A 26,088-nucleotide genomic window follows, 5' to 3' on the forward strand; every position below is an offset into this window, starting at 1 on the left:
GTGGTTTTTTGTTTAAACACCGAAAATAGCGTTTAATTAAAGATCTTGAATGTTCTCTTTTTCAAGCTCTTGGAAGTAACGTAGTGTTTTCACTTTAAGCTCTTGCTGTGCAGGCTCGTCTGCAACAATCACAGCCTTACGGTGCATTTGTAGCGCAGTGACTGTCCACATGTGGTTTACGCTGCCTTCGATCGCCATTTGCAGTGCCAACGCTTTATTGTGGCCTAGAGAAAGGATCATCACTTCTTCTGCATCTAATAGTGTCGCAACACCAATAGTCAGTGCGTATTTTGGCACTTGGTTGATATCGTTATCGAAGAAACGAGAGTTTGCGATACGTGTATCTTCTGTCAGCGTTTTGATACGAGTGCGTGACGATAGAGAAGATCCTGGTTCATTGAACGCGATATGACCATCAATACCAACGCCACCCATGAATAGGTTGATCTTGCCGTAAGACTGAATCTTTTCTTCATACGCTGCGCAGTGTGCATCAATATCGTCTGCTTGGCCGTCAAGCAGGTTGATGTTCTCTTCTTGAATGTCTACGTGGTTGAAAAAGTTAGTGTACATGAATGTACGGTATGACTCAGGGTGGTTAGGGTCGATACCCACATACTCATCCATGTTGAAAGTCACGACATGTTTGAAGCTCACTTCGCCAGCTTCATACAGTGCAATAAGCTCTTTGTACGTTGTTAGTGGTGTGCCACCTGTAGGAAGACCAAGTACAAATGGACGGTCCGCAGTTGGTTCAAATGCGTTGATCTTGTTTGCAATGTGACGAGCAGCCCATTTACCTACTTGTGCAGCGTTTTTTAGAGGAATCAGTCTCATTTGTCTTTTCCTATAGAAGGTTATTTAATGAATTGGTTTCTTAATTTGCATTGTAAAATAAGATGGCGAGGAGCGCCAGTTATTTGGAGAAAAAAATCGGCATATTGTCGTAATCTAGATCAAGTTTTTATAGTTTAGTCGCAAACAGAGTGATTGTGTGAAGGGTTATTTATTGATGTGAAAAATGCACGCAAAGCGATCATTTACGTGCATTGTTTAAACGTGGCTATTTACTGGTATCTAAGTAGGCTTTCGAGGAAATGTCTGTCCAAGCTCGCACTTTAGCTAAGTACTGCTCCTGAGATTGGATGATCTCTTTTGCCAGAGCGTCGCTATTGGCTTGATCTTCAAGCAGCTCGGTTGTCGCGGCTTTCATTGCTTGTAGTACCTCTGGCGGAAAATCTCTTACTTTGATATCTGGGTATTCAGCGCTCATGGTTGACCAACTATTCGCATTCGCGTCGACGGATTGAGTGTACATATCAAACGCAGTGACTCGGAATGCGGTTTCTAAGATAGATTGGAGATCGTGAGGTAATGACTCCCATTTCTTTTTGTTGACCAAGAATTGGGTTTCTGAGCCAGGTTCATGCCAAGCGGTGTAGTAGTAAGGTGCGATTTTTTGAAAACCCATACGCAAATCAAATGCAGGTCCAACCCATTCAAGTGCATCAATCGTTCCGCGCTCTAGCGAAGTGTATAACTCACCGGGAGCGATATTGGTCGGTTTTGCGCCAACCTTAGCCATCACCTCACCCGCAAAGCCAGGAATACGGATCTTAAGTCCTTTCAAATCTTCGATAGAGTTGATCTCTTTTTTAAACCAGCCGCCCATTTGAATATCTGAGTTGCCACCAGGGAAAGAGAGTAGGTTATGGGGAGAGTAGACTTTCTCCATTAGCTCCATACCGCCGCCACGATAGAACCAAGCGTATTGCTCTGCGGGAACCATGCCAAAAGGCATTGACGAGAAGTAGAGCGTATTGGGGACTTTTCCTTTCCAGTAGTATGAGCTGGAGTGACCGAGATCGTATTGACCAGATTTGACCATATCGAAGACACCGAGTGGCGCTTTATGCTTATTGGCTGAATCAATACGAATTTGTAAGCGGCCGTTCGACATCTCTTCAGCAAGCTTAGCCATGTTTTTGGTCGCATCACCTAAGATAGGTGTGTTGGGTCCCCAGGTTTCGGCGAGTTTCAAACGATATACTTTCTCTGCGGCCAGAGCAGAAAAAGAGCTAAGTGCAAGCGACAGGGTAAGCGTTCCTGCTAAGAGTGAGCGTAGTTTGTATTTTGATGGCAACATGACTAGGCGACTTCCTTATTTGTTATGTTTGTTGTCGTAGCTAGCTTTTATCTTGCCGTTTTTTTCGTCAATCTTATTTTTACCTAGCCACAAGCAATAGGTTGGGCTTTCACACTGTTTTTAATCTTTCATTTAGTCAGTAATACTGACTTCGGATTGGAATGCGCACAAGATGGCAAGCAGTACTCGGTGTTTTAAGTACATAATCTTGATAGTAAAAGTGCTGCCTTGGTCACGCAGCACTTTATTGATGTTTGGCAAGCCGATCAGATTGGTGATTTAACGGATAGCATTATGTTTGATCAAATAGCGTTCCGCTTGATTTGTTCCCATATATCGCGCCAAAGTTTTTAGTGGCACGTTTCTGAGATCGACCATGATCAGGCCATCTAAGGCATTGTTGAACGCGGGATCAACATTGAAGGAGACCAGCTTTCCGTTCAGGCCAAGGTATTGCCTCAGTAGTACTGGAACGCCTTTGCCTTCATCAATTCTGGCAATGACGCGTGAGAGTAGTTGTAAGTCTGCCAGTGCGGTTAGCATGCTTGTATTCCAGCTTTGATTCGCATTGGGGAGCGGGTTGGAAGGGGTGACAAATTCCGCTTTTTCAGAGTCATAGTGATGGAGTGTCATGGTTTCAGCCAGCAATTGTCTTGCTTGATCGCTGTAATCGTTGCTTATACTGACGGGGCCGAATAAATGCGTGTATTCAGGGTGCTTGTCAACATATGCCGCAATTCCTTTCCACAGTAGAAGCAGTGGTGCCATGCTTTTTTGGTATTTTTCATCAATTACGGAGCGACCCATTTCGATAGCCTTGCCCATACTTTTGATGAAGGGTTGGTCAAAATTGAATAAGGTTCGTGAATAAAGACCAGAGATGCCATGTTGATCAACAAGCTGATCAACCAAGCCCAATCGGTACGAACCGACCAAAGCACGATGGTTACGATCCCAGATAAACAAATGTAGATAGTCTCGATCAAACTCATCAAGGTCGATAGCTAGACCAGTACCCTCACCAACTTGTCGGAAGTTATGCTCACGTAGGCGCCCAATTTCATGCATTAGAGAGGGGATATGGTCTGCGGTTGTGCAATACACGTCAAACTCGCCACTTGAAAGCATAAGATGATCATCAGGCAAGGCATTGAGATCATCTTCAAGATCGCTAGTTGGTAAAGGATCTGAGATCGGAAGTTGGGAGGTGCTACCAGTGGCTTGTTGCTGCACATGTGCACGGTTTTGCAGTAGATAAGTATTGAGACGTAAGTAGTTGACGATCTGAGTATCACTTAACCCATTTACTTCTTTATATTTAATGGCAGTACCGATGGAGAGTTTAATTTTCTGGCTTGATTTGTTAAGCAGCTCTCGGCCTAACATCAAGGTGCGAAGTAAAGGATGGACTTTGCCTGCAAGATAGAAACGCTGTGAGTTTTGACCATCAATATAAACGGGCACCGTCGTTGCTCGTGATTTACGAATGAGGCTACTCACTGAGCGGCTCCACTCTTTATCTTCGAGGCGTTGCGCTTTTCTATCGACGAGTTGCGAGACTTCTCCGGCTGGAAATAGCAATAGAAGACCACCCTGATCAAGATGTTGATGCGCGTTTCTCAGCGCTTTGAGATTAGCCTTGTGCGCGTTTTGTCCGTCAAATACATCAACACCAATAAAGAGTTCGTCGAGCTCAGGGACTGTTTTCAGGTATTGATTTGCTAAGATCTGCACATCACTTCTGACTTGCAGGAGCAGCTCAGCGAGAATCACGCCTTCAACGCAACCTAATGGATGATTGGCGACCACAATTGTTGGGCCCGATTGTGGAATATCAGCTAGCGAACCTCGACATAGCTGATAGTCAATGCCAAGCACTTCGAGAGTGAAACGAAGAAATGCGGCTGTGTCGCAACCTGCTGGGCGCTGTGCATAAAACTTATCAAGCTGATTAAGACCTGTGGCCCATTCAGTTAAGCTTTCTCCTAAGCGAAATGGGGTCTTTTTCGGTAAACGAAACGGACTAGAAACTTCCATAGCATCCTCAATATGGTGTTAAGTCAACTTGAGGCTAATCAATCGATGTTGCAGAGAGGCTTCAGCTCGATGAGAGTTTGATGATGATAGTGTGACGTTTTGATGACGAAAAATAGCTTCGAGAGTGTGTGTTTCTTTTTAATGCAACAATGACTTAATTAATTTAAATAAAAAATAGGTTGCTCACAAAATATACTAATTTTGTATCTCAGCGTAAGTATTGTTGCTAACGTCTAACTGCGGGTAAGGATGTTTCAAGTACGAGCAACAGACTCAAGCGGGAGCATCTGCCAATTTACCTTCGTTTAATGCTGATCTGGAAAGACCTCTTTATATTAAAGAGGAAAACGGGAACCTTCTGGTTCCCGTTATTGCATTTGATTAACTCTGGTGGCCGATGAGTTAGCTGGTTCGATGGACGGACATGTGGGCTAACGTAACCAATGCCTGCTTATATTCCGATGGTTGCAAAACGCTTAGTTCGGCAATCGCTTTATCCGCTTCTTCATATGCTTTTTGACGAGTGTACTCAAGAGAGCCAGTTTGGTTCATCGCGTCGAGAATCTCATTTAAGCGATCCATACCGTTGGCCTTTTCAATCGCTTCGCGAATCATAGCGGCTTGTTCTGGAGTACCGTTACGCATCGCGTAAAGGAGCGGCAGGGTAGGCTTGCCTTCAGCGAGGTCATCGCCGACGTTTTTACCCATCTCTTGACCATCAGAAGTGTAATCCATCACATCATCGATCAGTTGGAACGCCGTCCCTAGGTACTTGCCATAGTTTTGCAATGCGGTTTCTACTTCTTCAGACGCGTCATTTAAAATCGCGCCAATTTGTGTCGCGGCTTCAAACAAACGGGCAGTTTTCGAGTAGATAACCTGCATGTAGCTCTCTTCGGTAGTATCCGGATCATTACAGTTCATTAACTGCTGGACTTCACCTTCCGCAATCACGTTAACCGCATCACTCATCAACTTGAGGATCTTTAATGATCCTAGCTCGGTCATCATTTGGAACGATCGCGTATAAATGAAATCCCCAACCAACACGCTAGCGGCATTACCAAACGCTGCATTCGCCGTCGCTTTACCACGGCGCATGTCTGATTCATCGACGACATCATCGTGCAGTAGAGTCGCTGTATGAATAAATTCAATAAAGGCAGCGGCTGTGGTGTGAGCCTCTCCTTTATAGCCGAGTGCTCTGGCTGATATTACGGCTAAAAGAGGGCGGATACGCTTACCACCGCCACTTACAATATAGAAACCCAGTTGATTGATTAAAGAGACATCAGAGTTGAGTTGCGCGTGAATTGTTTCATTCACTTTTGCCATGTCATCGGCGGTGAGTGCTTGGATAGCTTGAAAATCCATGGTTAATCCGGCTGAAGTTAGAACGAGTAAGGTATTCTTATCTGTTTTAATTGCTGAATAATACACTAAAAAACGTTGATTAATACACGCTTAAAGGGCATCATCTGGGCACTTTTCATTGGCGATTAGCTTTTCGCCAATTTTTTCAAAATATGGCTTGTCATAGGTGCGACCTTTCTGTAGAATCTGCGCCCTATTGATGATTAGTTTAGCGCACACCCTTGATGCTCAAATAGCATACGGCTGTGCGGAAAAAGCGGAGTAAGATATGTACGCTGTTTTCCAATCTGGTGGTAAACAACACCGTGTAAGCGAAGGTCAAACTCTTCGTTTAGAGAAATTAGACGTTGAAACTGGTGCAACTGTTGAATTTGATAAAGTTCTTCTTGTTGCTAACGGTGAAGACATTAAAGTTGGTGCTCCTCTAGTAGAGGGCGGCAAAGTAGTTGCAGAAGTGGTACAACACGGTCGTGGCGATAAAGTAAAAATCGTTAAATTCCGTCGTCGTAAGCACTCTCGCAAACAAGCTGGTCACCGTCAGTGGTTCACAGAAGTGAAAATCACTGGTATCAACGCTTAATCGATTAGGAGAGTTTAACAATGGCACACAAAAAAGCTGGTGGTTCTACTCGTAACGGCCGCGATTCAGAAAGCAAACGTCTAGGTGTTAAGCGTTTCGGTGGTGAGTCTGTTCTTGCAGGTAACATCATTGTTCGTCAACGTGGTACTAAGTTCCACGCTGGTACTAACGTAGGTATCGGTAAAGACCACACTCTATTCGCTCTTACTGAAGGTAAAGTGAAGTTCGAAGTGAAAGGTCCTAAAAACCGTAAATTCGTTAGCATCGAAGCTGAGTAATTTAAACCTAGTTTAAAACACTCATTAGCTTTCAAGCTGAATTCAAAAGCCCTGCCGATTCGGCGGGGTTTTTTATTTATGCGAACAAGACCATCGCATAGAGAAGGAATAAATACTAAGGCACTTTGAAAAAAGTCCCTCATTATGTATTCCAATACCAATCGGGATAAATAGGTGATCAGATAGTTGCGCAGGAAAAATCGCTTAGAGCAAGGCATAGATTGCAGCTAGCTAGTTGACCTACCTACAAAATCTATAACGCTGCTATCAGCGATTTTAACCAGTAAGATTGACCAGATATTTATTCTGGTTGGTATCAGTGGCAGAACGATCGAAGATCAAGGTGATCGATCTGAAAATGGAATCTGCTAGAATTTGTATCATTCACTCTGTTTAACAGAGCTGAGATGATATTTGCAACGCGGCTACCTGATGTAGCACAAGGGCGGAGTAAGAGATGAAATTCGTTGATGAAGCGGTAGTAAAAGTTCAAGCCGGCGACGGCGGTAACGGTGTAGTGAGTTTCTGGCGTGAGAAGTTCGTTGCGAAAGGTGGCCCAGATGGTGGTGACGGCGGTGACGGCGGTGATGTTTATATCCAGGCTGATGAAAACCTCAATACACTAATTGATTATCGCTTCCAGCGCTTCTATGAAGCAGAGCGCGGTGAAAATGGCCGTGGCGGTAACTGTACCGGTAAGCGCGGTAAAGACAAAGTGTTACGTGTGCCAGTGGGTACTCGTGCTGTTGATATCCACACCAATGAAATTGTTGCTGAAGTTGCTGAGCATGGCAAAAAAGTGATGGTGGCAAAAGGTGGTTGGCACGGTTTAGGCAACACGCGTTTCAAATCATCGGTCAACCGTGCACCTCGTCAAAAGACGCTGGGTACTAAAGGTGAAATCCGCGAAGTACGTCTAGAACTATTGCTTCTGGCTGATGTGGGTATGCTTGGTTTGCCTAATGCAGGTAAATCGACCTTTATTCGTGCGGTTTCTGCGGCAAAACCAAAGGTAGCAGACTACCCATTCACGACCTTGATCCCAAGCTTAGGTGTTGTGAGTGTTGTTCCTGAGAAGAGCTTTGTTGTTGCTGATATTCCAGGGCTAATCGAAGGCGCAGCAGACGGTGCTGGTCTTGGTATTCGTTTCTTGAAGCACTTAGAGCGCTGTCGTGTTCTATTGCACATGATCGATATCATGCCGATTGATCAAAGTGATCCGGTGCAAAATGCTCTCACGATCATTGATGAACTTGAGCAGTACAGCGAGAAGTTGGCGGGTAAGCCACGCTGGTTGATCTTCAACAAAGTTGATCTGATGCCTGAAGAAGAAGCCAATGAAGTGATTCAAAACATTCTTGATGCTTTAGGTTGGGAAGAGGATTACTACAAGATTTCCGCTGTGAACAGGCAAGGTACTAAAGAACTTTGCTATAAGCTGGCTGACTTTATGGAAAATCTACCGCGTGAAGAAGAAGATATCTCAGAAGAAGAGAAAGTCGACTTTATGTGGGATGATTACCACAAAGATGCAATGGCTGGTAAAGATGTTATCACTGAAGATGATGACGACTGGGACGATGAAGAAGATGACGGCCACGTTGTCTACGTCCGCGAATAACAGTAAATTATATTCTGAGCCGCAATATCAATTGCGGCTTTTTTGTGTCTAAATCAATTCATCTATTTCTGTTTCGATTCAAAATAGCAAGATTCTAAGGGAGTAGGGTAGAAATATGGCATCTAAGCAACGAGCCGTTTCTCGTTTAATTGCCCAAGCTGGGCAAATGCTTTTAGCGCATGGTGCGGAAAGCACCTTGGTTGGCGATCTTATGCGTCGCTTTGGTATTGCTGCAGGTATGGACGAAGTTGAAGTATCACTGTCAGCAAGTTCTCTGGTCGTCACTACGGTTTACCAAGAGCATTGCATTACCACAGCTCGTCGTTGTCCAGATCGCGGTATCAATATGCGCGCGATTACTCAGGTTCAGCGTATCTGCATAATGCTCGAGCGGGGGATTATTGATTATTCACTGGCTCAGCATCACCTCGATAAGATCAGCCCTGAGCGGTACAATCGCTGGTTAGTGGTGTTCATGATTGGCCTATCTTGTGCTGCTTTCAGTCGTTTAGCTGGAGGGGATTGGACGGTTTTCGCTATGACCTTTTTTGCCTCGGCCGTGGGTATGGTGGTTAGACAAGAGATTGGCCATCGCCACTTTAATCCGATGATGAACTTTGCGGCAACAGCGTTTGTAACGACGGTGATCTCTGCACAAGCGGTCAATTACGAACTCGGTAACTCTCCCTCGTTGGTTATGGCTTCTTCAGTGTTGATGTTAGTGCCCGGCTTTCCTTTGATTAACTCAGTAGCAGATATGCTCAAAGGGTACATCAATATGGGTATCGCTCGCTTTGCTATGGCAAGTTTACTGACTTTAGCGACAAGCCTAGGGATTGTCGCGGCAATGAGCCTAGTTGGTGTTTTAGGGTGGGTAGTATGATGTTGTTCGATCTCTTACTTGCCTTACTCAATGATATGCTTTTTGCAGCAATTCCAGCGGTTGGTTTTGCTTTGGTGTTTAACGTGCCACAGAAAGCGCTGGTTTATTGTGCCTTAGGCGGTGCTATTGGTCACGGCTCTCGCTACTTAATGATGCACTTCGGGGTACCGATTGAGTGGGCAACCTTCTTTGCGGCAATGATCGTTAGTATGGTGGGAATCCACTGGTCAGCTCGTTTCTTAGCGCACCCAAAAGTATTTACTGTGGCAGCATTGATTCCAATGGTTCCAGGGGTATTTGCCTTCAAAGCTATGATTGCACTGGTTGAGCTCAACCACCTTGGCTACTCTCCTGAGCTGGTTGCTATGCTAATGGAAAACTTTCTCAAAGCGATGTTCATTATTGCCGGTCTGGCTGTTGGCTTAGCCATGCCGGGCTTGCTATTCTATCGCCGCAAACCCATTGTATAAATCCCGAGGAGAAAGGAATGATCGTTAGTATGATCGCGGCTATGGCGCAAGATCGAGTTATTGGTAAAGACAATCAGATGCCATGGCACCTTCCTGCCGATTTTGCTTGGTTTAAGCGTTGTACATTGGGCAAACCTGTGGTGATGGGACGCAAAACGTATGAATCCATTGGTCGTCCATTACCTGGGCGTCACAATATCGTTATCAGCCGAGATGCGACATTAACGATTGAGGGTGTCACCACGGTAACCTCGATTGATGAGGCGTTGCAATCCGCTGGCGATGCTGAGGAAGTAATGATTATTGGTGGAGGGACGATTTACCAAGCGTGCCTGCCACAAGCCAATAAACTGTACGTTACCTATATTGATGCACAGATTGAAGGGGATACACAGTTCCCTGAGTGGGGAGCAAGTTTTCAGGAAACTTACTCAGAAAACTATGCTGCTGATGAAAAAAATGACTATGATATGCGTTTTGTTGTGTTGGAAAGAAACCTTTAAGTTTCTTTGAACAACACGCATTGGTATGCTTTAAGAGAACTAGGTAGCCATAGATTTATATAACCTATTAAACCTAGTTCTTTAGCGCTTGCTGAGTAAAATACTGCTTATCTTCCCAGCGAAGCATGGTTAGACTTCCGCCCCACACACAGCCAGTATCCAGCCCAATAACCTCTTTCCCAGCATAACCTTCAAGCGCAGCCCAGTGGCCAAATAGCACTGTCTTATTCAATTTTTTCCGCTGCTGGACGTCAAACCAAGGAACGAGATCGGCGTTATTGACGGCTCGGGGGGGAAGTTTGCACTCCATATCGAGCCGTCCATCTGAATAACAGAAACGCATTCGGGTAAAGGCATTAATGATGTAGCGATAGCGATCAATACCTTGTAAAGAGTCTGACCACAGATCGGGTTGATTAGCGTACATGTTTTCAATTAACCATGGCCATTTTTCACTGCTGAGCAGAGCTTCTATTTCTTGAGCGGCAGCGCGAGCTTGTTTTAAAGTCCATTGTGGTGAGATTCCTGCGTGGCACATGACAAATTCTTCATGCTCAGCAAGAAGAGGTTGGTTTCTTAACCAATTCAGCAGTTCTTTTCGATCTTTCGCCGCGAAAATAGCCGCGGTTTTGTCTTTGTTTTTAACTTTAAACAATCCCAGAGAAACCGCTAGTAAGTGCAGATCATGGTTGCCGAGTACGACTTTGGCACTGTTGCCTAATGAACGGATAAAGCGCAGTACTTCGAGTGATTTGGGCCCTCTAGCCACGAGATCCCCTGCGACCCAAAGAGTGTCATGTTTTGCATCGAATTTGACGCGATCAAGCAGTAAAAGTAGCTCATCAAGGCAGCCTTGAAGATCTCCCACAATGTATGTTGCCACAGCATTACCTTAATTAAGAATATTCGGAATCGCCAACCTAAAAGGTTCGATTTTAGCAATGAACTCCTCGCCACGCTCGTCGTGCATTATGTACTGGCCTTGCATTACACCAACTGGGGTCTCAATGACAGTCCCACTGTTGTAGGTGTATTCATCGTTCGCTGCAATATGCGGTTGCTGACCGACGACACCTTCGCCTTCTACGGTCATCTGTTTGCCATTCGCATCGGTAATCAACCAGCGGCGACTAATAAGCTGTACAGTTTGTGGGCTAAGATTTTTTATTGTGATGATGTATGCGAAGACGTAACGTTTTGCGTCAGGCTGGGATTGATCGGGAATGTACTTAGTGTGAACTTGGACTTTTATACAAGGGGTAGCTTCCATGTAAACTCCTATGCAAAGCCAAAAAGAGTGATAAATCTATGACTTATCACTCTTAATTTATAGCGCTTATTTGTGGTTGGCGTCTAGCCAGTTTGCCATATCAACAAATTGTTCTAGCGTGAGATTTTCAGGGCGCATACCCGGATTCACACCTAACTGTTCAAGCTGTTCTGCACTGAGTAGGGCTTTATAACAGTTACGAACTGTTTTACGACGTTGGTTGAAGCCTTCACGACACACTCGATCAAGCCACTTTAAACTAGTTACTGGATGCGGAACCTCTTCGTAAGGAACGAGCCTGACGACAGCAGAGTCTACTTTTGGCGGTGGTACAAAGGCGGTCGGTGGCACTTCGAGTACGGGCACCACTTTACAGAAGTACTGCGCCATAACGGTGAGTCGACCGTATGCTTTGGTTCCTGGCCCTGCTGCTAATCGGTTAACCACTTCCTTTTGTAGCATAAAGTGCATATCTTGGATGTCTTTATGGAACTCAAACAGGTGGAACATCAATGGCGTAGAGATGTTGTATGGTAAGTTGCCAAAAATGCGTAGCTTGTTGTTTGGTTTTACCAGTTGCTGAAAGTCGAAGCGCATAGCATCGCCTTCGTGAATAGTCAGCTTTTCACCAAGTTCAGGATGATTACGTAGACGTTCGGCAAGATCTCGGTCAAGCTCGATAACAGTAAACTTGTCGACTTCTTTACCTACTGGCTCTGTAATTGCCCCAAGTCCAGGACCGATTTCGACTAAGTTCTGACCTGGCTTCGGATTGATTGCAGATACAATCCCATCAATGATGTAGGGATCGTTAAGGAAGTTTTGACCAAAGCGCTTTCTTGCTTTGTGTCCTAAGTGGACATCGTTTCTCATAGTATTCTCAAGTTAATTCGATTTCTTATCGACCAGCTCAATGGCATGAGCTAAAGCCGTTCTAAAGCTTCCTGTGTCCGCACTGCCCGTCCCAGCGAGGTCTAGCGCGGTGCCGTGATCAACGGAGGTCCTAATGAACGGCAAACCAAGGGTAATATTTACCGAGCGGCCAAAGCCTTTATATTTTAATACAGGAAGTACCTGATCGTGGTACATTCCCAATACTGCGTCAGCATCTTGCAAGTATTTTTCATTGAAAATGGTGTCTGCAGGTAAGGGGCCGATAAGATCAATCCCTTTTTCTTCACGCAGTTTATTCAATGTTGGTGTGATGGTTTCAATTTCTTCCATACCAAGACACCCATCTTCACCTGCATGAGGATTGAGTCCGCATACATAAATTTTTGGTGAGGAAATCGCAAATTTCTCCAGCAAATCCTTATGTAGGATATCGATGATCTTTTCTAAACGCTCTTCTGTGACCGCTTTTGAAACATATGCTAGTGGAATATGTGTTGTTACTAGTGCAACTCGAAGCCCTTCTGTTGCTAACATCATCACCACTAAAGGTGTATTGGACTTCTCCGCAAAAAACTCAGTATGACCACTAAAAGCGACACCAGAGCGGTTTATTACCCCTTTGTGTACAGGGCCGGTGACAATAGCATCAAATTCATCATTCATACAGCCCAAAGCGGCTCTTTCTAATGTTTTTAAAACGTATTGACCGTTCGCTTCATTCAGTACACCCGCAACGGCCGGGGCGGCTAATGGTATATGCTCTACAATCAGAGTACCTGCTCGTTGAGCTAAGGCGGGTCTATCTACTTGATAATCAATAAGCTCTACTGAAATACCCAGTTGCTCAGCACGCTTGGCAAGCATTTGTTTGTCGGCGCACACCACAATTTGGTGGCTCCAATTTTCAGTTGCAAGCGCGAGAACTAAATCTGGGCCAATACCTGCTGGTTCACCTGCAGTAACAATAATGCGTTTAACTGTCATTCCTGCTCGTTTTCCTCAACAATTTCCACGAAAGCACTGGCGCGTATTTCTTGTAGCCATGCGCTGGCTTCTTCGTTGAACTTACGGTTAAACAGAATTCGATAAGCCTTGTTTTTTAATGCAGAGTCGGTGCGGTCAACTTCACGGCGATCCATTACTTCAACGATGTGCCAACCATGAACGGTTTTAAACGGTTCACTGATCTGCCCAGTAGGAAGGGTATCAACTTGGTGTTTGAATTCTGGTACATAAAGATCAGATGTTTGGTAGCCAAGTTCGCCATCTTGCGCCGCAGAGCCGGGATCTTGGCTGTATTGTTGCGCCATTTCACCAAAGGTTGTCTCACCTGATTTGATGCGACGAATGATTTCGTTGAGATCTTTTTGTACTCCTTCATCGCTGAGAATGACCGTTGGTTTAATTAATATATGACGAGCCTTAACTTCAGTAACAGCGACAGTTTCTAGGCCTTTGACATCTTCAATCTTTAGGATGTGGAAACCAACACCGCTTCTGAATGGGCCAATGATGCTGCCTTTATTTTGTAGGTTGATTTGGTCAGCAAAGATGGTTGGCATCTCTTCTTTTCGCATCCAGCCCCAGTCTCCTCCTTGCAGTGCTTTAGGCCCTTTCGAGTAGGTATAAGCCATAGTGCTAAAGTCCGCGCCATTATTTAGTTTGGCGACCAGTTCTTTTGCTTCTGCTTCGATAGCCGCTTTGTTATCGCCATCATCGACGCGCAATTGAATGTGACCGATTTTGTATTGAACTGTCGCATTGGTTTCTGTGGCAAGAATGCTAGCTAGGTTGTCTACTTCCGCTGGGAGGATATTAATGCGGCGACGGACTAAAGCATTACGTGCCTCACTCGCGGCTATTTCCTTACGGATTTGTTCACGAAACTCGCTGTAGCTTAAACCTTCTTCTGCAATTGATGCGCTGAGTTCATCAATCGTTTGATTGTTGTTTTTTGCAATGTCGGCAATCGCTTCATTGAGACGGTTGTCGTCGATTCGTACACCGATACGTTCCGCTTCTTGCTGTTGAATCGTATCTACAATGAGCTTCTCCGTCACTTGGTCAATTAAGATGCTTTGTTCTGGAAGTTGCTGACCACTCTTTTTCGCGTTGGCTTTTAACGTTTTGAGTGACACATCAATATCACTTTGTAGAACTACGCCTTCATTAACGATGACTGCGACTTTATCCAATGGAACTGGCTTCGCTTGTACTGTGCACATCGCACTTGTCGTTACCAAAGCAAGTAAAGTGTGTTTCCAAAGTTTCATTGAAAATCCTATAAAAAATGGTTTGCTCGCAATGATTAGACTGCGAGCATAGAAATTAGTTGTTTAAGAAGAACGGGCGACCATAACCAAGTGAGTTACCAGCGCTATCCAACCCTGCAAGTCCGGAGCCAGCACCGATAGTCGTTCCAAAACCCACAATACCGAAGTTAAAGCTAAAATTGTTTTCGTATTTTGGTGTTGCCGTTGGGTAACTACTGAAGTTTGGGTTCCATGAGCGTAGACGGTTACTGTAAGTAAAGCCTATGTACCAACAGTCTGAGGTATAGTTAAGTCTCGCGAGCCACTCTAATGAGTTCTCTGTGGTTAAGTCGTAAAAGTATTGTGCACTTGCATTCCAGTTACGCGTGATTTCATAACCAGCCAATAAACCTGCTTGAGAAATCCCTTCTTCAGTAATCGAGTCTAAATCACCAATGCTGTCGCCCAAGGTACTCTCTATGTACTTCCTTGTCACATAGCGGTAGTTCCCTTGAATATAGCCTCCACCGAAACGGTATTCTAAAGTGCTATTCCCGAGTTGTAGTTCGCTCGAATCAATATCATATTGAATCCCTCCGTGATAGAACAAGTAGTCAGCGAAGTTGAAGTCCATCTCTACTGCCCAAGCAGAATAGTTGGATGGTTTGGTATCATTGTCGAGCGAAGATTGCGTTTTTGTATCCTTGTTAAGATAAAAAATTTGGCCAAACGAAATATTAAGGCGCTCTTTATAATCTTCATCGAAGAAGCGTGTTGATGCGCCGTAGCTAAATTGATTTGCTGCTGCGATTTCATCAACACCGCTGTACTTTCTACTGCGGAATAAGCCATAGTAGTCCGTTTGCAAGAGTGTTGTATCGTATTTACCAATATTGTTTTGATTCTTTTCTGGAACGTATAAATATTGGACTTGCGGTTCAAGCGTTTGAGTATAGTTATCAAGTACAACCGTATCACGTTCAAGGACAATTGCGGCATGTGAACGAAATTCTGGAATTAGCCGAGATACGCTTTCTTCAAGTCCATAATATGGGTTGTTTGAACTGTCACTGAGAGTGGTAGAGGTAGTGTCTACACCATCAAGTTCCTGCTGATAGTAAGTGCCTAATAACCGCGCTTCTGTTGTCCAGGCACCCCAGGTGGTGCCTATAGGAATTGTGATACCTGGCTCTATGTGCACGCGAGTAGCGGATGGTTGGCCTTCGCCGTCAGTGTCAAAACGAGAAATATGGCTAATTACATCAAAGTCTAAATAGCGCATTAGCTCGGGGGCATAATAATTGAACTCAATCTGAGGCAGTAAGCGATAAGGCGTTGTACCTGAGGAAAGCACTTGGAAATCTCTTGCAAGTATCGACGCATCCCAATTTTCTGAACGATAAGAGGCTTGGCCCTCTTGAATTAGCTGGCCATCTTCTTGTTTACCGATACTTGAGTCCATATCGGAGAAATAGCGAATATCACTCACCTTTGAATAATCAGCTTCAAACTTCCAGTTTTGCTGATAAATACCGGAATGCTGCCATTGGAATCCCCAACGATCGCCATATTCTGGGTATTTTTTGTCATCAGCAAGGTACTCTGATTTGATGGTGCTGTAACCCAAATCTGAAAGGTAACGGAACTCGCTATTGAGCTGAGTTCCACGTTCTTGCATATATTTAAAGGTGGTTTCTAAATCGTAGTTTGGGGCTAAGTTCCAGTAAATAGGAACTTCCATTTCGAAGCCATCGCTAGAACCGTAAGAGACCGTTGGATACAGAAAGCCTGTTTTTCGAGTATCACCGATTGGGACGGTTAAAAATGGCAGATAGAAAATAGGTACGTTACCAACCTCAAAACGTGGGTTGTAAAAGGTGGCTTCTTCTTCATTTTGGTCAATATCGATGCTTGAGGCACGCATACGCCAAGAATTATCACCTTCAGGACACGATGTGATACTGCCATCTTCTATTTCGTAAACCGCTTTGCCTGTTTTCGCGACATAAACCGCTTCGCCGCGCCCTGGTTCACACAGGAACTGGTAGTTGGTGTTTTCGAGAGTGACTTCTTCTGTATTTAAATTATTGGTTGCTTTGTCTGAGATGGTTTTGACTTCACCGTCGCTAAATGTCACGTTTCCTTCTGCAACGACAATATTATCTTGCTGGTGCATGGTGACATTATCAGCCAGCATGCGTTTTTTACCTTGCACGACCACCACGTTTCCGCGATAGGTCGCTTTATCGCCATTTATTGCTTCTAAGCTGTCAGCTTCAACATTAACTGGCAACTGATTTGGATTTTCTGCTTCAGGTTCGTTGATCAAGCATTGATCTATAATGGGCAATTCCTGCACACTATCATCTGATATCGTTTCTGCTTGAGTCTGAGGCACTATAAAAGCAGCACTGATTGAAGCGGCTAGCAAGGTACGGGGAAAACGTAACATCGAGTTTTACTATCCTGTTGAACTTGATATATCCGGTGAATAGAGACCGAATCTAAAATAAATCGGACTTTATCATAAAGTAATTTAGAGCTTACGGCACTATCAGACCGCTTTGCGAAGAAAAAATTCAGAGATTGAGAGCACATAATGCACATTTTTGGCAAAATTCTCGGCACATTTTTTGGCTTCCTATTAGGGGGGCCATTTGGTGCAGTGTTTGGTTTATTTATCGGTCATCAATTTGACAAAGCGAGGCGGCTGCGTCTTGCTGGGTTTAACTCAAGCTTTGGCTCCGGACCGAGCCAAGCAGAGCGACAAGAAGAGTTCTTTAAAGCCGCATTTTCTGTGATGGGGCATGTTGCTAAGGCGAAAGGGCAAGTGACCCGCGAAGAGATCCAGCTTGCGACCGCGATGATGGAGCGCATGAACTTACATGGAGAGCAACGTAGAGCCGCGCAAGATGCATTTCGTCAAGGTAAAGAGAGTGATTTCCCTCTCGAAACTGTGCTGGATCGAGTCCGTATTTCGTCTGGTAGCCGATTTGACCTAATGCAATTTTTCTTGGAACTCCAGATTTCTGCGGCGTTTGCGGATGGCGAACTGCATCCAAGCGAACGCAATGTGTTACACAAAATAGCGCGTGGATTAGGTTTCTCGTCAGAACAGCTAGAACAGCGTTTGCGAATGCAAGAAGCCGCATTTCGTTTCCAGCAAGGGGGCTTTGGTGGTCAAGCTGGCGGTGGGTATTCTCATCAATCTAACGGTAATTGGCAGCAGACGTCGACAGTCGATCAGCTTAACGACGCGTACAAGTTGTTAGGGGTTGATAGTAGTGCTGATGCTAAAGCGGTGAAACGTGCTTATCGCAAGCTCATGAACGAGCACCACCCAGACAAACTAATGGCAAAAGGTTTGCCGCCGGAAATGATGAACGTGGCTAAAGAAAAAGCCCAAGAAATTCAAAATGCGTACGATGTGATTAAAAAGGCGAAAGGTTTTTAGTCAACGGTCTTTTTAGCTGTCATGAGTACTTATAGAGAGAGCGTAGAAAAAGGCTCTCTCTGTGCATTCAAGCGATTAATCATCCCCCATTTTTTAGCCATGCAATTAAACTGACGTGTGTCTTGCTCAGCTTTGTGCTGGATCAATCTAATATCGAAATCCCTCTCTCATAAGTGGTATAGAAAGAGTATCTGCATCTACACTTATCAATAATGTTTTTGAGAGTGATTTGCGGCGATGGAAACGACCTCACGAAAAGCTGAGGCACTAGGAATGTGTCAACATGATCTCAATCATCAATTAGCTGAAATTCAGCAACGAATTAAAGTCCAACTGCCAAGTTTAGACAAAATCAGCTTTGCCCTTTATGACACTCGTGAGCACTTGCTTAGAAGCTATGCTGACAGTTCGTCTACGTCGCTCAGCACCACTCATTATGAAGCGCCACTTTGTGCGCTACCTTATCTCAAACAGTGCATTGAAAGTCGTTCACCCGCTTGCTTGTCAGAGATAAGTTCTTTACGCCCGTCTCCACATATAACGGCTCTATTGGCTAAGGGTTATCACTCTTCAGTGGCGATTCCGACCTTCAATGGACAAGTCTTCAGAGGCTTTATCTTTCTCAATTCACACCAAGCTAATGCATTTAACCCAGCGGATATCGAGCAGGTTAAACCTTATCTACAAATGCTTGAATCAAGGATATTTTTTGAGTATCAAATTGTCCAGTCCATTATAGAAAAAGCCAATACCTTGGTAGCGCGCTCGCCAGTTTATCAGAGGGAATCGGTCAGCCATAAGCAGAGAGTTTCTAGCTACACCAATATTATTGCTTTGGCGCTTGCAGACAGGTACGACTTTGATGATGAGTTTGTTGAGCACCTGACGCTGTTTTCTCAATTTCATGATTTGGGCAAGGTCAAAATTTCACCGGAGTTACTATGTAAACAACGATCTCTGACGGCGGATGAAACGTATGCGCTGCGCAAACATATCTCGTATGGAGAAGAACTGGTTGATGATATCACCAAAGAGCTTAATGCCGCTGATCATCCTAGTGCGCAGCTTCTACGAGAGGTTGTTTCCTGTCACTATGAGTTTCTTGATGGAAGTGGCTATCCACGCCACCTAACCCGTGGCGCTATTCCAATCAGTGCGCGGATTGTTTGTGTGGCGAATATATTTGACGCACTAACAACGCATAAACCTTATAAGCAAGCGTGTTCAGTGCCGTACGCGTTACTTGAGTTGGAAAAAATGGTCAGCGATGGCAAGCTAGATTCCGACTGTGTCAATGTACTTCGAGAGCATCAGCATCAGCTTAAAGCCATTATTCATCGGTATCCTGAAAGAGATCCGATGGATGGTTGCTATTAGTTGTTTTAGTGCAACGACAGAAAAGTAAAAAGGCGTATGAATTTCTTCATACGCCTTTTTAAAAATGGTGGCCCCTCGCAGACTTGAACTGCGGACCAATCGATTATGAGTCGACTGCTCTAACCACTGAGCTAAGGGGCCGTGTAGGGCAATGATTATAGGGGATGCGGATCTGGCTGTCTAGACGCTATCTAGGGTAAATGCGCTTAGATTTTATCCACTTAAATCGCATAGAGATAAAAAAGGTGAGCTAGTGCTCACCTTTTAGTCATTTTTAGCAATAACACTAGTGTTATTCGTCTAGGAAGCTGCGCAGAGTTTCTGAGCGGCTAGGGTGACGTAGTTTACGTAGCGCCTTCGCTTCAATCTGACGGATACGTTCACGCGTTACATCAAACTGCTTACCCACTTCTTCTAAAGTGTGGTCCGTGTTCATATCGATACCAAAGCGCATACGCAGGACTTTTGCTTCACGAGGTGTTAGACCCGCAAGTACATCCTTAGTTGCCACCTTAAGACTGCCTGCAGTTGCAGAATCTAATGGTAGCTCTAGCGTTGTATCTTCAATGAAATCACCTAGATGCGAATCTTCATCGTCACCAATAGGTGTTTCCATTGAGATTGGCTCTTTAGCAATTTTCAGTACTTTGCGAATCTTGTCTTCAGGCATCTGCATACGCTCTGCCAGCTCTTCCGGTAGCGGCTCACGACCCATCTCTTGTAGCATCTGACGAGAGATACGGTTGAGCTTGTTGATCGTTTCGATCATGTGCACTGGAATACGAATCGTACGAGCTTGGTCGGCGATAGAGCGAGTAATCGCCTGACGGATCCACCATGTCGCGTAGGTAGAGAACTTGTAACCACGACGGTATTCAAATTTATCGACCGCTTTCATCAAACCGATATTACCTTCTTGAATCAGATCCAAGAACTGTAGACCACGGTTGGTGTATTTCTTCGCGATAGAGATTACAAGACGCAAGTTTGCTTCAACCATCTCTTTCTTCGCTCGGCGAGCTTTCGCTTCACCGATAGACATACGACGGCTGATGTCTTTGATATTTTGCACAGTCAGAGACGTCTCTTCTTCGATCATTTTTAGCTTAGTGATCGAACGACGGATGTCATCTTCGCTGCGGCGAATCTTTTCAGCGTATGGCTTATCTGATGATAAGATTTCATCGAGCCATGCTTCGCTTGATTCATTGCCCGTAAATAAGGTAATAAACGATTTTTTCGGCATTTTTCCGTATTCAACCGACGCTTTCATAATTAAGCGTTCTTGAGTACGCACACGCTCCATGGAAGTACGCAATTCTTCAACTAGGTAGTCAAATTGCTTTGGAGTCAGGCGGAACTCTTTGAATACATCAAGAACAAGTTCGTGAGCGATCTGCGCTTTTGGACTTTCGTTGCCGTATTCGTTACAAGCAAGCTGGAAGTTTTGGAAAGTATTACGTAACGCCGTGAACTTCTCTAACGCAAGTTCAGGGTCGATACCTGTATCTTCCTCTTCTTCCTCATCGTCTTCAGACTCGTCTTCGTCCTCATCTTCTGCATCTTCATCTTCAAGATCAGATTCAGCCAGTTCAGAGCCGATGTGAGTGGCTGTTGGCGCGGCAGTCTCATCAGCATCAGGATCGACAAAGCCTGTGATTAGGTCAGTAAGGCGCAGCTCTTCAGCTTGAACTTTATCAAATTGCTCAAGAATGTATGGAATGGTGCCTGGATACTCAGCCACTGCGTGTTGAACTTGGTTAATACCATCTTCAATACGTTTGGCAATATCGATCTCGCCTTCACGAGTCAATAGCTCAACGGTACCCATTTCACGCATATACATACGGACTGGGTCAGTAGTGCGGCCGATTTCATTCTCAACGCTTGAAAGCGCAGCAGCAGCAGCTTCGGCTGCGTCTTCATCGGTGATTGTATCATCATCATTCAGTGCAAGGTCATCAGCATCTGGAGCAGTTTCTACTACTCGAATGCCCATATCGTTGATCATCTGAATGATATCTTCGACCTGCTCTGAATCGACGATTTCTGCTGGCAGGTGGTCGTTTACTTCTGCGTAGGTCAGATAGCCTTGTTCCTTGCCTTTAATGACAAGTTGTTTCAGCTGTGACTGCGGATTTTGATCCATAGACGGTATCCAACTTAGTATCTGGTGAAGGAATTAGTATGCGAGTTGCAAACCACACATCTTAACAAATTTATTTAGTGCTGACTATTCGAACAGGGTTACGCTTTTAAATCTAGCATCAAGGCTAGCAGCTCCCTTCTTTCTTCGGTTGATAAACCGACACTTCTTTCTTTGGCCTGCAGATTTTCAATTTGCTTTTCGACACACTGGGCAAGAATTTTATCCAGTGAATCTAAAAATATATCTTTTTCATTATCTTCATCGAGGGGGATTTCCCACCCTGCAAGACGAGATAAGAGCGCCTCGTGGCGACTGTCACGCCAGCGTTCTAATAACTGACCCGTAGTGATATTGGGGTGCAGATGGCAATAATCAAGCACCTCAACAAATAAACTTAGCCCTGGTACCGATAACTCTCTCACCGTTGATAGGTCTGGTACCATTTCAGCATAGCTCGGATTTTGAATAAGCAAAGCGATCACTTCGCGCATTGGCGTACGTTTGATCTCTTTATGCGGTTGAGGTCGAGTTTCGCTGCTCTTCTTACGTGTCTGGCGCAGTCGGTTGTCAAAACCTGTTCGTTCGTCTAATAACTTCTCTAACAGTTCCTGAAAATAGGGATCTGGGATCTTATCGATCAATGCACTTGCATGGGCGCGTAGAGCGGATTTACCTTCATTACTGCCTAAATTGAGCTGATGAATCTCAATCAAGTTATCAAACAAATAGCTAGATAATGGCGTCGCCTGTTCAATCTGCTGTTCGAACGCTTCTTTACCGTGCTTGCGTACGTAGCTGTCTGGATCCTCACCATCAGGCAAGAATAAAAACTTGAGGGTATTACCGGTTTTCAGATACTGAAGAGCATTTTCAAGTGCACGCCAAGCGGCCTCTTTCCCCGCTCTGTCACCATCGTAGCAACAAACTACGGTATGAGTTTGGCGGAATAAAAGTTGAATATGATCGCCAGTGGTCGATGTACCTAGTGAGGCAACGGAATAATCGACACCGTATTGCGCTAGAGCGACCACATCCATATAGCCTTCGACGACTAAGATTTGTGCTGGCTCTCGGTGAGCTTGCATGACTTCAAATAAACCATACAACTCTTTACCTTTGTGGAAAATCGGCGTTTCAGGAGAGTTGAGATATTTTGGTGTCCCGTCACCAAGCACTCGGCCACCAAAACCAATTACGCGGCCACGACGATCGCGGATTGGGAACATGACGCGACCACGGAAACGATCGTAGCGATTGCCATTGTCGTTTTCGATCAGCATGCCACCGGAGACGAGCATATCTTGAGTTTGCTTGGTTTGACCGAAGTTCTTGCGCACTAGGTCCCATTCATCGGCAACGTAGCCAATACCAAACTTTTGGACGATTTGCCCAGAAAGACCGCGATCCTTAAGGTAATCGATCGCGACTTTGCTTTTCGGTTGTTTAAGTTGATCGCGATAGAATTGGCCGATACTGGCCATTAAGTCATAGAGGTTACGTTTTTGCTCGGAGTTAGCTTTAGGTTGATTGGGTTGGAATCCACCGCCTTGACGCTGCTCTCGCGGAACATCTAAGCCAAGAAAAGACGCAAGTTCTTCTATCGCTTCGACAAACTCAAGTCGTTCATATTCCATCATAAAATCGATGGCATTGCCGTGTACACCACAGCCAAAGCAATGATAAAACTGCTTCTCTTGTGAAACACTAAAAGAGGGGGTCTTTTCGTTGTGGAAAGGACAGCACGCGCCGTAGTTTTTGCCTTTTTTCTTAAGTTTTACGCGAGCGTCAATAATGTCGACAATATCAAGTCGAGCTAGGAGATCATCAATGAAACTTCGAGGGATGTGTCCTGACATAAAACCTTAGAAAAACGCACTAACAAAATAGAGAGAGTAGATACAAACAAGCCGCGCATTCCGAAGGATAGCACGGCTTGTTGCAATTGGGTTGGGAGATTAAGCCAGTTTTGAACGAACTAAACCGCTTACTTTACCCATATCTGCACGCCCTTGAATTTGAGGCTTAAGAACGCCCATTACTTTACCCATGTCTTGCATGCCCTCAGCACCAGACTCAGCGATTGCACTTTCAATCAGCGCAGCTACTTCATCTTCAGTGAGTGGTTGAGGCATGAAATCCTCAAGTACGGTAATTTCGGCTTTCTCAGCATCCGCAAGATCTTGACGACCTGCTGATTCAAATTGAGCGACAGAATCGCGACGTTGTTTAACCATCTTAGTCAGCACAGCAAGGATGTCGTCATCGCCCAGAGTAATCTGTTCGTCAACTTCACGTTGCTTAATCGCTGCTAGAGCTAAACGAATAGTGCCAAGGCGCATTTTGTCCTTGGCTTTCATCGCTAATTTTTGCTCTTCTTTGAGTTGGTCAATAAGAGCCATAACTAGAATCCTTTTGGACTTAGTTATTAGTACAGGCGAACGCGACGAGCGTTTTCGCGAGCAAGCTTTTTAGCGTGACGCTTTTGAGCTGCTGCTTTAGCGCGTTTGCGAACTGTAGTTGGTTTTTCGTAGTGCTCACGACGACGCACTTCAGAAAGGATACCTGCTTTTTCGCAAGAGCGTTTGAAACGACGTAGTGCAACGTCGAACGGTTCGTTTTCACGTACTTTAACTACTGGCATATGCCTTTCACCTCAGGGGTTAATTCGTTAATGCTGACTTCACAGTACTTAGCGTGTTCGCTAGGTCTACAATCAGCTTGATCAAAAATGGTGCGGAATTTTAATCCGATCACACTAGCTTTGTAAAGTATTTTGTTGGGTAGAGTTTGCACAAAATTTGTTTGAGAAGCAAAGGCGCGGTAAGATTGCGCCAATTTTGAATACTAGACACAGACCTCCAAGGTAAACCATGCGCATTATTGGTATAGAAACCTCTTGTGATGAAACAGGCATTGCCATTTACGACGATGAGAAGGGATTGCTTTCTCATCAGCTCTATAGTCAGGTGAAACTGCATGCTGATTATGGCGGCGTGGTACCAGAGCTTGCGTCACGAGATCACGTTAAAAAAACCATTCCACTGATCAAAGCCGCCATGGCTGAGGCGAATTTGACGCCGAAAGACATTGATGGCGTTGCCTATACAGCAGGCCCTGGCTTAGTGGGCGCACTGCTTGTTGGCGCGACAATTGGCAGAAGTATGGCTTATGCATGGGGGGTTCCAGCGGTACCTGTTCATCATATGGAAGGCCACTTGCTTGCACCTATGCTGGAAGATAACCCGCCACCGTTTCCATTTGTTGCGGTCTTGGTCTCTGGTGGTCATTCCATGATGGTGGAAGTCAAAGGTATTGGCGAGTACAAAATTCTCGGTGAGTCAATTGATGATGCGGCGGGTGAAGCGTTTGATAAAACCGCCAAGTTAATGGGCTTGGATTATCCTGGTGGCCCTCTGTTATCTAAGTTGGCGGAAAAAGGCACCCCTGGTCGTTTTAAATTTCCACGCCCAATGACAGACCGTCCAGGTTTAGATATGAGTTTTTCGGGTCTCAAGACCTTTACTGCCAATACGATTGCGGCCAATGGCGATGATAAACAAACGCGCGCCGATATTGCGTTAGCCTTTGAGGAAGCCGTTTGTGCCACGCTGACGATTAAGTGTAAGCGCGCACTCGAACAAACTGGCTTTAAGCGTATTGTGATTGCTGGTGGTGTTAGTGCAAACCGCCGTTTACGCTCCGATCTAGAGCAACTGGCGAAGAAAATTGGTGGTGAAGTTTATTATCCACGTACTGAATTCTGTACCGATAATGGGGCGATGATCGCTTATGCTGGCATGCAACGCCTGAAAAATGGTGAAGTCGCTGATCTTTCCGTTCAAGCAACGCCGCGCTGGCCGATTGATCAACTAGAGTCGATCAAATAATCATGTCATCCAAGAAAAGGTCGTGTTGTAGCGGCCTTTTCATATCACACCGCTAACAATAATCCTGAATAGACTTATGAAAAAATTTGCTTTAGATGGCCGAGATATGGCCTATCAAGATGTGGGTACAGGACCTGTGATTGTCTTCGGTCATAGCTATCTTTGGGATAGCGCGATGTGGGCTCCGCAAGTAGAGGCACTAAGCCAGCATTATCGCTGTATTGTTCCTGAGCTTTGGGCACATGGTCAGTCTGATTTTGCGCCTAACTCAACTCGCTCGCTAACCGATTACGCAGAGCAAATCGTCGCGTTGATGGAGCATCTTGAAATTGAAACATTCTCGATTGTTGGCCTTTCAGTTGGTGGTATGTGGGGAACAGAGGTAGTGAGCCTGATTCCACAACGTGTGCAATCGTTGGTTTTGATGGATACCTTCGTAGGCCTAGAGCCGGAAGTCGCTCACGCGAAATACTTCACCATGCTCGATACGATTAGCCAATTGCAAGCCGTTCCCGAGACATTGGTTGATGCTGTGACGCCACTGTTTTTTGCCCACAATGCGGCGCAGGATAACCCAGAGTTAGTCGCTAAGTTTCGTCAGTCGCTACTAGATTTGCAAGGTGAACAAGCGGTTGAGGTTGCTCGGATTGGGCGTATGGTCTTTGGCCGCCGAGACCAGTTTGAAGCCATCGAAAAATTTGCTTTGCCAGTACTTATCGCAGCAGGACAGGAGGACAAACCACGCCCTATGCTCGAATCTTATCTAATGCACGATACGATTACAGGTTCGCAGTTGATTCAGATCCCTAACGCTGGTCATATTTCGAATTTAGAGCAAGCTGAGTTTGTGACAGAGATGCTCACGACATTCTTTGCACGAGTTTATCCATCCGCAATTTGATCTCTAGATAAA

Annotated in this window: 24 protein-coding genes and 1 tRNA gene; 10 read left to right on the forward strand and 15 right to left on the reverse strand. The window is 45.0% G+C overall.

All coding sequences use genetic code 11. The features are described from left to right. Positions 1-36: 36 nt before the first annotated feature. The 4 genes from nagB to ispB all read right to left on the reverse strand — a co-directional run bounded on the left by nagB (position 37) and on the right by ispB (position 5,557). Positions 37-837 (reverse strand): glucosamine-6-phosphate deaminase, encoded by an 801-nt coding sequence (gene nagB, locus TW81_RS07270; RefSeq protein WP_045955051.1) that lies wholly within the window; start codon positions 835-837, stop codon positions 37-39. A 226-nt stretch (positions 838-1,063) separates the two neighbouring features. Beyond that, positions 1,064-2,146 carry a TRAP transporter substrate-binding protein gene (locus TW81_RS07275; RefSeq protein WP_045955052.1) on the reverse strand — a complete coding sequence of 361 codons (1,083 nt, stop codon included), beginning with the start codon at positions 2,144-2,146 and terminating at the stop codon, positions 1,064-1,066. A 279-nt stretch (positions 2,147-2,425) separates the two neighbouring features. Continuing rightward, on the reverse strand, positions 2,426-4,183 hold the full coding sequence (locus TW81_RS07280; protein ID WP_045955053.1) for a lysophospholipid acyltransferase family protein: 1,758 nt from the start codon (positions 4,181-4,183) through the stop codon (positions 2,426-2,428). Between the two features lie 402 nt (positions 4,184-4,585). Then, positions 4,586-5,557 carry an octaprenyl diphosphate synthase gene (gene ispB, locus TW81_RS07285; RefSeq protein ID WP_045955054.1) on the reverse strand — a complete coding sequence of 324 codons (972 nt, stop codon included), beginning with the start codon at positions 5,555-5,557 and terminating at the stop codon, positions 4,586-4,588. Positions 5,558-5,825: 268 nt separating this feature from the next. On the opposite strand from ispB, the gene rplU reads away from it, so the two are divergent. The 6 genes from rplU to folA all read left to right on the forward strand — a co-directional run bounded on the left by rplU (position 5,826) and on the right by folA (position 9,892). Continuing rightward, positions 5,826-6,137, forward strand: coding sequence for a 50S ribosomal protein L21 (gene rplU / locus TW81_RS07290; RefSeq protein WP_038207969.1), 312 nt, complete (start codon positions 5,826-5,828; stop codon positions 6,135-6,137). Positions 6,138-6,157: 20 nt separating this feature from the next. After that, on the forward strand, positions 6,158-6,415 hold the full coding sequence (gene rpmA / locus TW81_RS07295) for a 50S ribosomal protein L27 (RefSeq protein ID WP_004409945.1): 258 nt from the start codon (positions 6,158-6,160) through the stop codon (positions 6,413-6,415). A gap of 457 nt (positions 6,416-6,872) precedes the next feature. Continuing rightward, positions 6,873-8,036 (forward strand): Obg family GTPase CgtA, encoded by a 1,164-nt coding sequence (gene cgtA, locus TW81_RS07300; protein ID WP_045955055.1) that lies wholly within the window; start codon positions 6,873-6,875, stop codon positions 8,034-8,036. 115 nt (positions 8,037-8,151) lie between these two features. Continuing rightward, positions 8,152-8,919 (forward strand): threonine/serine exporter family protein, encoded by a 768-nt coding sequence (locus TW81_RS07305; protein WP_045955056.1) that lies wholly within the window; start codon positions 8,152-8,154, stop codon positions 8,917-8,919. Beyond that, positions 8,916-9,389 (forward strand): threonine/serine exporter family protein, encoded by a 474-nt coding sequence (locus TW81_RS07310; protein WP_045955057.1) that lies wholly within the window; start codon positions 8,916-8,918, stop codon positions 9,387-9,389. Before TW81_RS07305 ends, TW81_RS07310 begins: the two co-directional genes overlap by 4 nt. A gap of 17 nt (positions 9,390-9,406) precedes the next feature. After that, entirely contained in the window at positions 9,407-9,892 is a 486-nt protein-coding gene (gene folA / locus TW81_RS07315; protein ID WP_045955058.1) for a type 3 dihydrofolate reductase, read from the forward strand. A 73-nt stretch (positions 9,893-9,965) separates the two neighbouring features. Here folA and apaH read toward each other — a convergent pair whose 3' ends face one another. The 6 genes from apaH to lptD form a co-directional block, all read right to left on the reverse strand. After that, positions 9,966-10,775: a bis(5'-nucleosyl)-tetraphosphatase (symmetrical) ApaH gene (apaH, locus tag TW81_RS07320; protein ID WP_045955059.1), complete on the reverse strand. Its 810-nt coding sequence runs from the start codon at positions 10,773-10,775 to the stop codon at positions 9,966-9,968. Between the two features lie 9 nt (positions 10,776-10,784). After that, positions 10,785-11,162 carry a Co2+/Mg2+ efflux protein ApaG gene (gene apaG, locus TW81_RS07325; RefSeq protein ID WP_045955060.1) on the reverse strand — a complete coding sequence of 126 codons (378 nt, stop codon included), beginning with the start codon at positions 11,160-11,162 and terminating at the stop codon, positions 10,785-10,787. Between the two features lie 66 nt (positions 11,163-11,228). Next, positions 11,229-12,035, reverse strand: a complete 807-nt coding sequence (gene rsmA, locus TW81_RS07330) for a 16S rRNA (adenine(1518)-N(6)/adenine(1519)-N(6))-dimethyltransferase RsmA (RefSeq protein ID WP_045955061.1) — start codon at positions 12,033-12,035, stop codon at positions 11,229-11,231. Positions 12,036-12,047: 12 nt separating this feature from the next. Next, the gene (gene pdxA / locus TW81_RS07335) at positions 12,048-13,040 is read right to left on the reverse strand and encodes a 4-hydroxythreonine-4-phosphate dehydrogenase PdxA (protein WP_045955062.1); all 993 of its coding nucleotides are present in this window, start codon (positions 13,038-13,040) and stop codon (positions 12,048-12,050) included. Continuing rightward, positions 13,037-14,329: a peptidylprolyl isomerase SurA gene (surA, locus tag TW81_RS07340; protein WP_045955063.1), complete on the reverse strand. Its 1,293-nt coding sequence runs from the start codon at positions 14,327-14,329 to the stop codon at positions 13,037-13,039. Before surA ends, pdxA begins: the two co-directional genes overlap by 4 nt. 55 nt (positions 14,330-14,384) lie before the next feature. Continuing rightward, positions 14,385-16,760 (reverse strand): LPS assembly protein LptD, encoded by a 2,376-nt coding sequence (gene lptD, locus TW81_RS07345; RefSeq protein ID WP_045955064.1) that lies wholly within the window; start codon positions 16,758-16,760, stop codon positions 14,385-14,387. Positions 16,761-16,907: 147 nt separating this feature from the next. Here lptD and djlA point away from each other — a divergent pair, with 147 nt between their 5' ends. Both djlA and TW81_RS07355 read left to right on the forward strand, forming a co-directional pair. Continuing rightward, the gene (gene djlA / locus TW81_RS07350; RefSeq protein ID WP_045955065.1) at positions 16,908-17,762 is read left to right on the forward strand and encodes a co-chaperone DjlA; all 855 of its coding nucleotides are present in this window, start codon (positions 16,908-16,910) and stop codon (positions 17,760-17,762) included. A 273-nt stretch (positions 17,763-18,035) separates the two neighbouring features. After that, positions 18,036-19,139, forward strand: a complete 1,104-nt coding sequence (locus tag TW81_RS07355; protein WP_239424305.1) for an HD domain-containing phosphohydrolase — start codon at positions 18,036-18,038, stop codon at positions 19,137-19,139. 65 nt (positions 19,140-19,204) lie between these two features. Here TW81_RS07355 and TW81_RS07360 read toward each other — a convergent pair. From TW81_RS07360 to rpsU, 5 genes are all read right to left on the reverse strand, one after another. Further along, positions 19,205-19,280, reverse strand: a tRNA-Ile gene (locus TW81_RS07360). A 151-nt stretch (positions 19,281-19,431) separates the two neighbouring features. After that, a complete protein-coding gene (rpoD, locus tag TW81_RS07365; protein WP_045955067.1) occupies positions 19,432-21,288 on the reverse strand; it encodes an RNA polymerase sigma factor RpoD in 1,857 nt (618 codons plus the stop codon). A gap of 98 nt (positions 21,289-21,386) precedes the next feature. Then, positions 21,387-23,144, reverse strand: coding sequence for a DNA primase (gene dnaG, locus TW81_RS07370; protein WP_045955068.1), 1,758 nt, complete (start codon positions 23,142-23,144; stop codon positions 21,387-21,389). A gap of 99 nt (positions 23,145-23,243) precedes the next feature. Continuing rightward, complete coding sequence (locus tag TW81_RS07375) at positions 23,244-23,687, reverse strand: GatB/YqeY domain-containing protein (RefSeq protein ID WP_045955069.1); 444 nt, start codon at positions 23,685-23,687, stop codon at positions 23,244-23,246. Positions 23,688-23,713: 26 nt separating this feature from the next. Beyond that, entirely contained in the window at positions 23,714-23,929 is a 216-nt protein-coding gene (gene rpsU / locus TW81_RS07380) for a 30S ribosomal protein S21 (protein WP_001145625.1), read from the reverse strand. A gap of 229 nt (positions 23,930-24,158) precedes the next feature. Between rpsU and tsaD the strand changes: the two genes are divergently transcribed. After that, positions 24,159-25,175, forward strand: coding sequence for a tRNA (adenosine(37)-N6)-threonylcarbamoyltransferase complex transferase subunit TsaD (tsaD, locus tag TW81_RS07385; RefSeq protein WP_045955070.1), 1,017 nt, complete (start codon positions 24,159-24,161; stop codon positions 25,173-25,175). 76 nt (positions 25,176-25,251) lie between these two features. After that, a complete protein-coding gene (locus tag TW81_RS07390; protein ID WP_045955071.1) occupies positions 25,252-26,076 on the forward strand; it encodes an alpha/beta fold hydrolase in 825 nt (274 codons plus the stop codon). Positions 26,077-26,088: the final 12 nt, after the last annotated feature.

The organism is Vibrio galatheae (genome assembly GCF_000967545.1).
GTDB classification, from domain to species: domain Bacteria; phylum Pseudomonadota; class Gammaproteobacteria; order Enterobacterales; family Vibrionaceae; genus Vibrio; species Vibrio galatheae.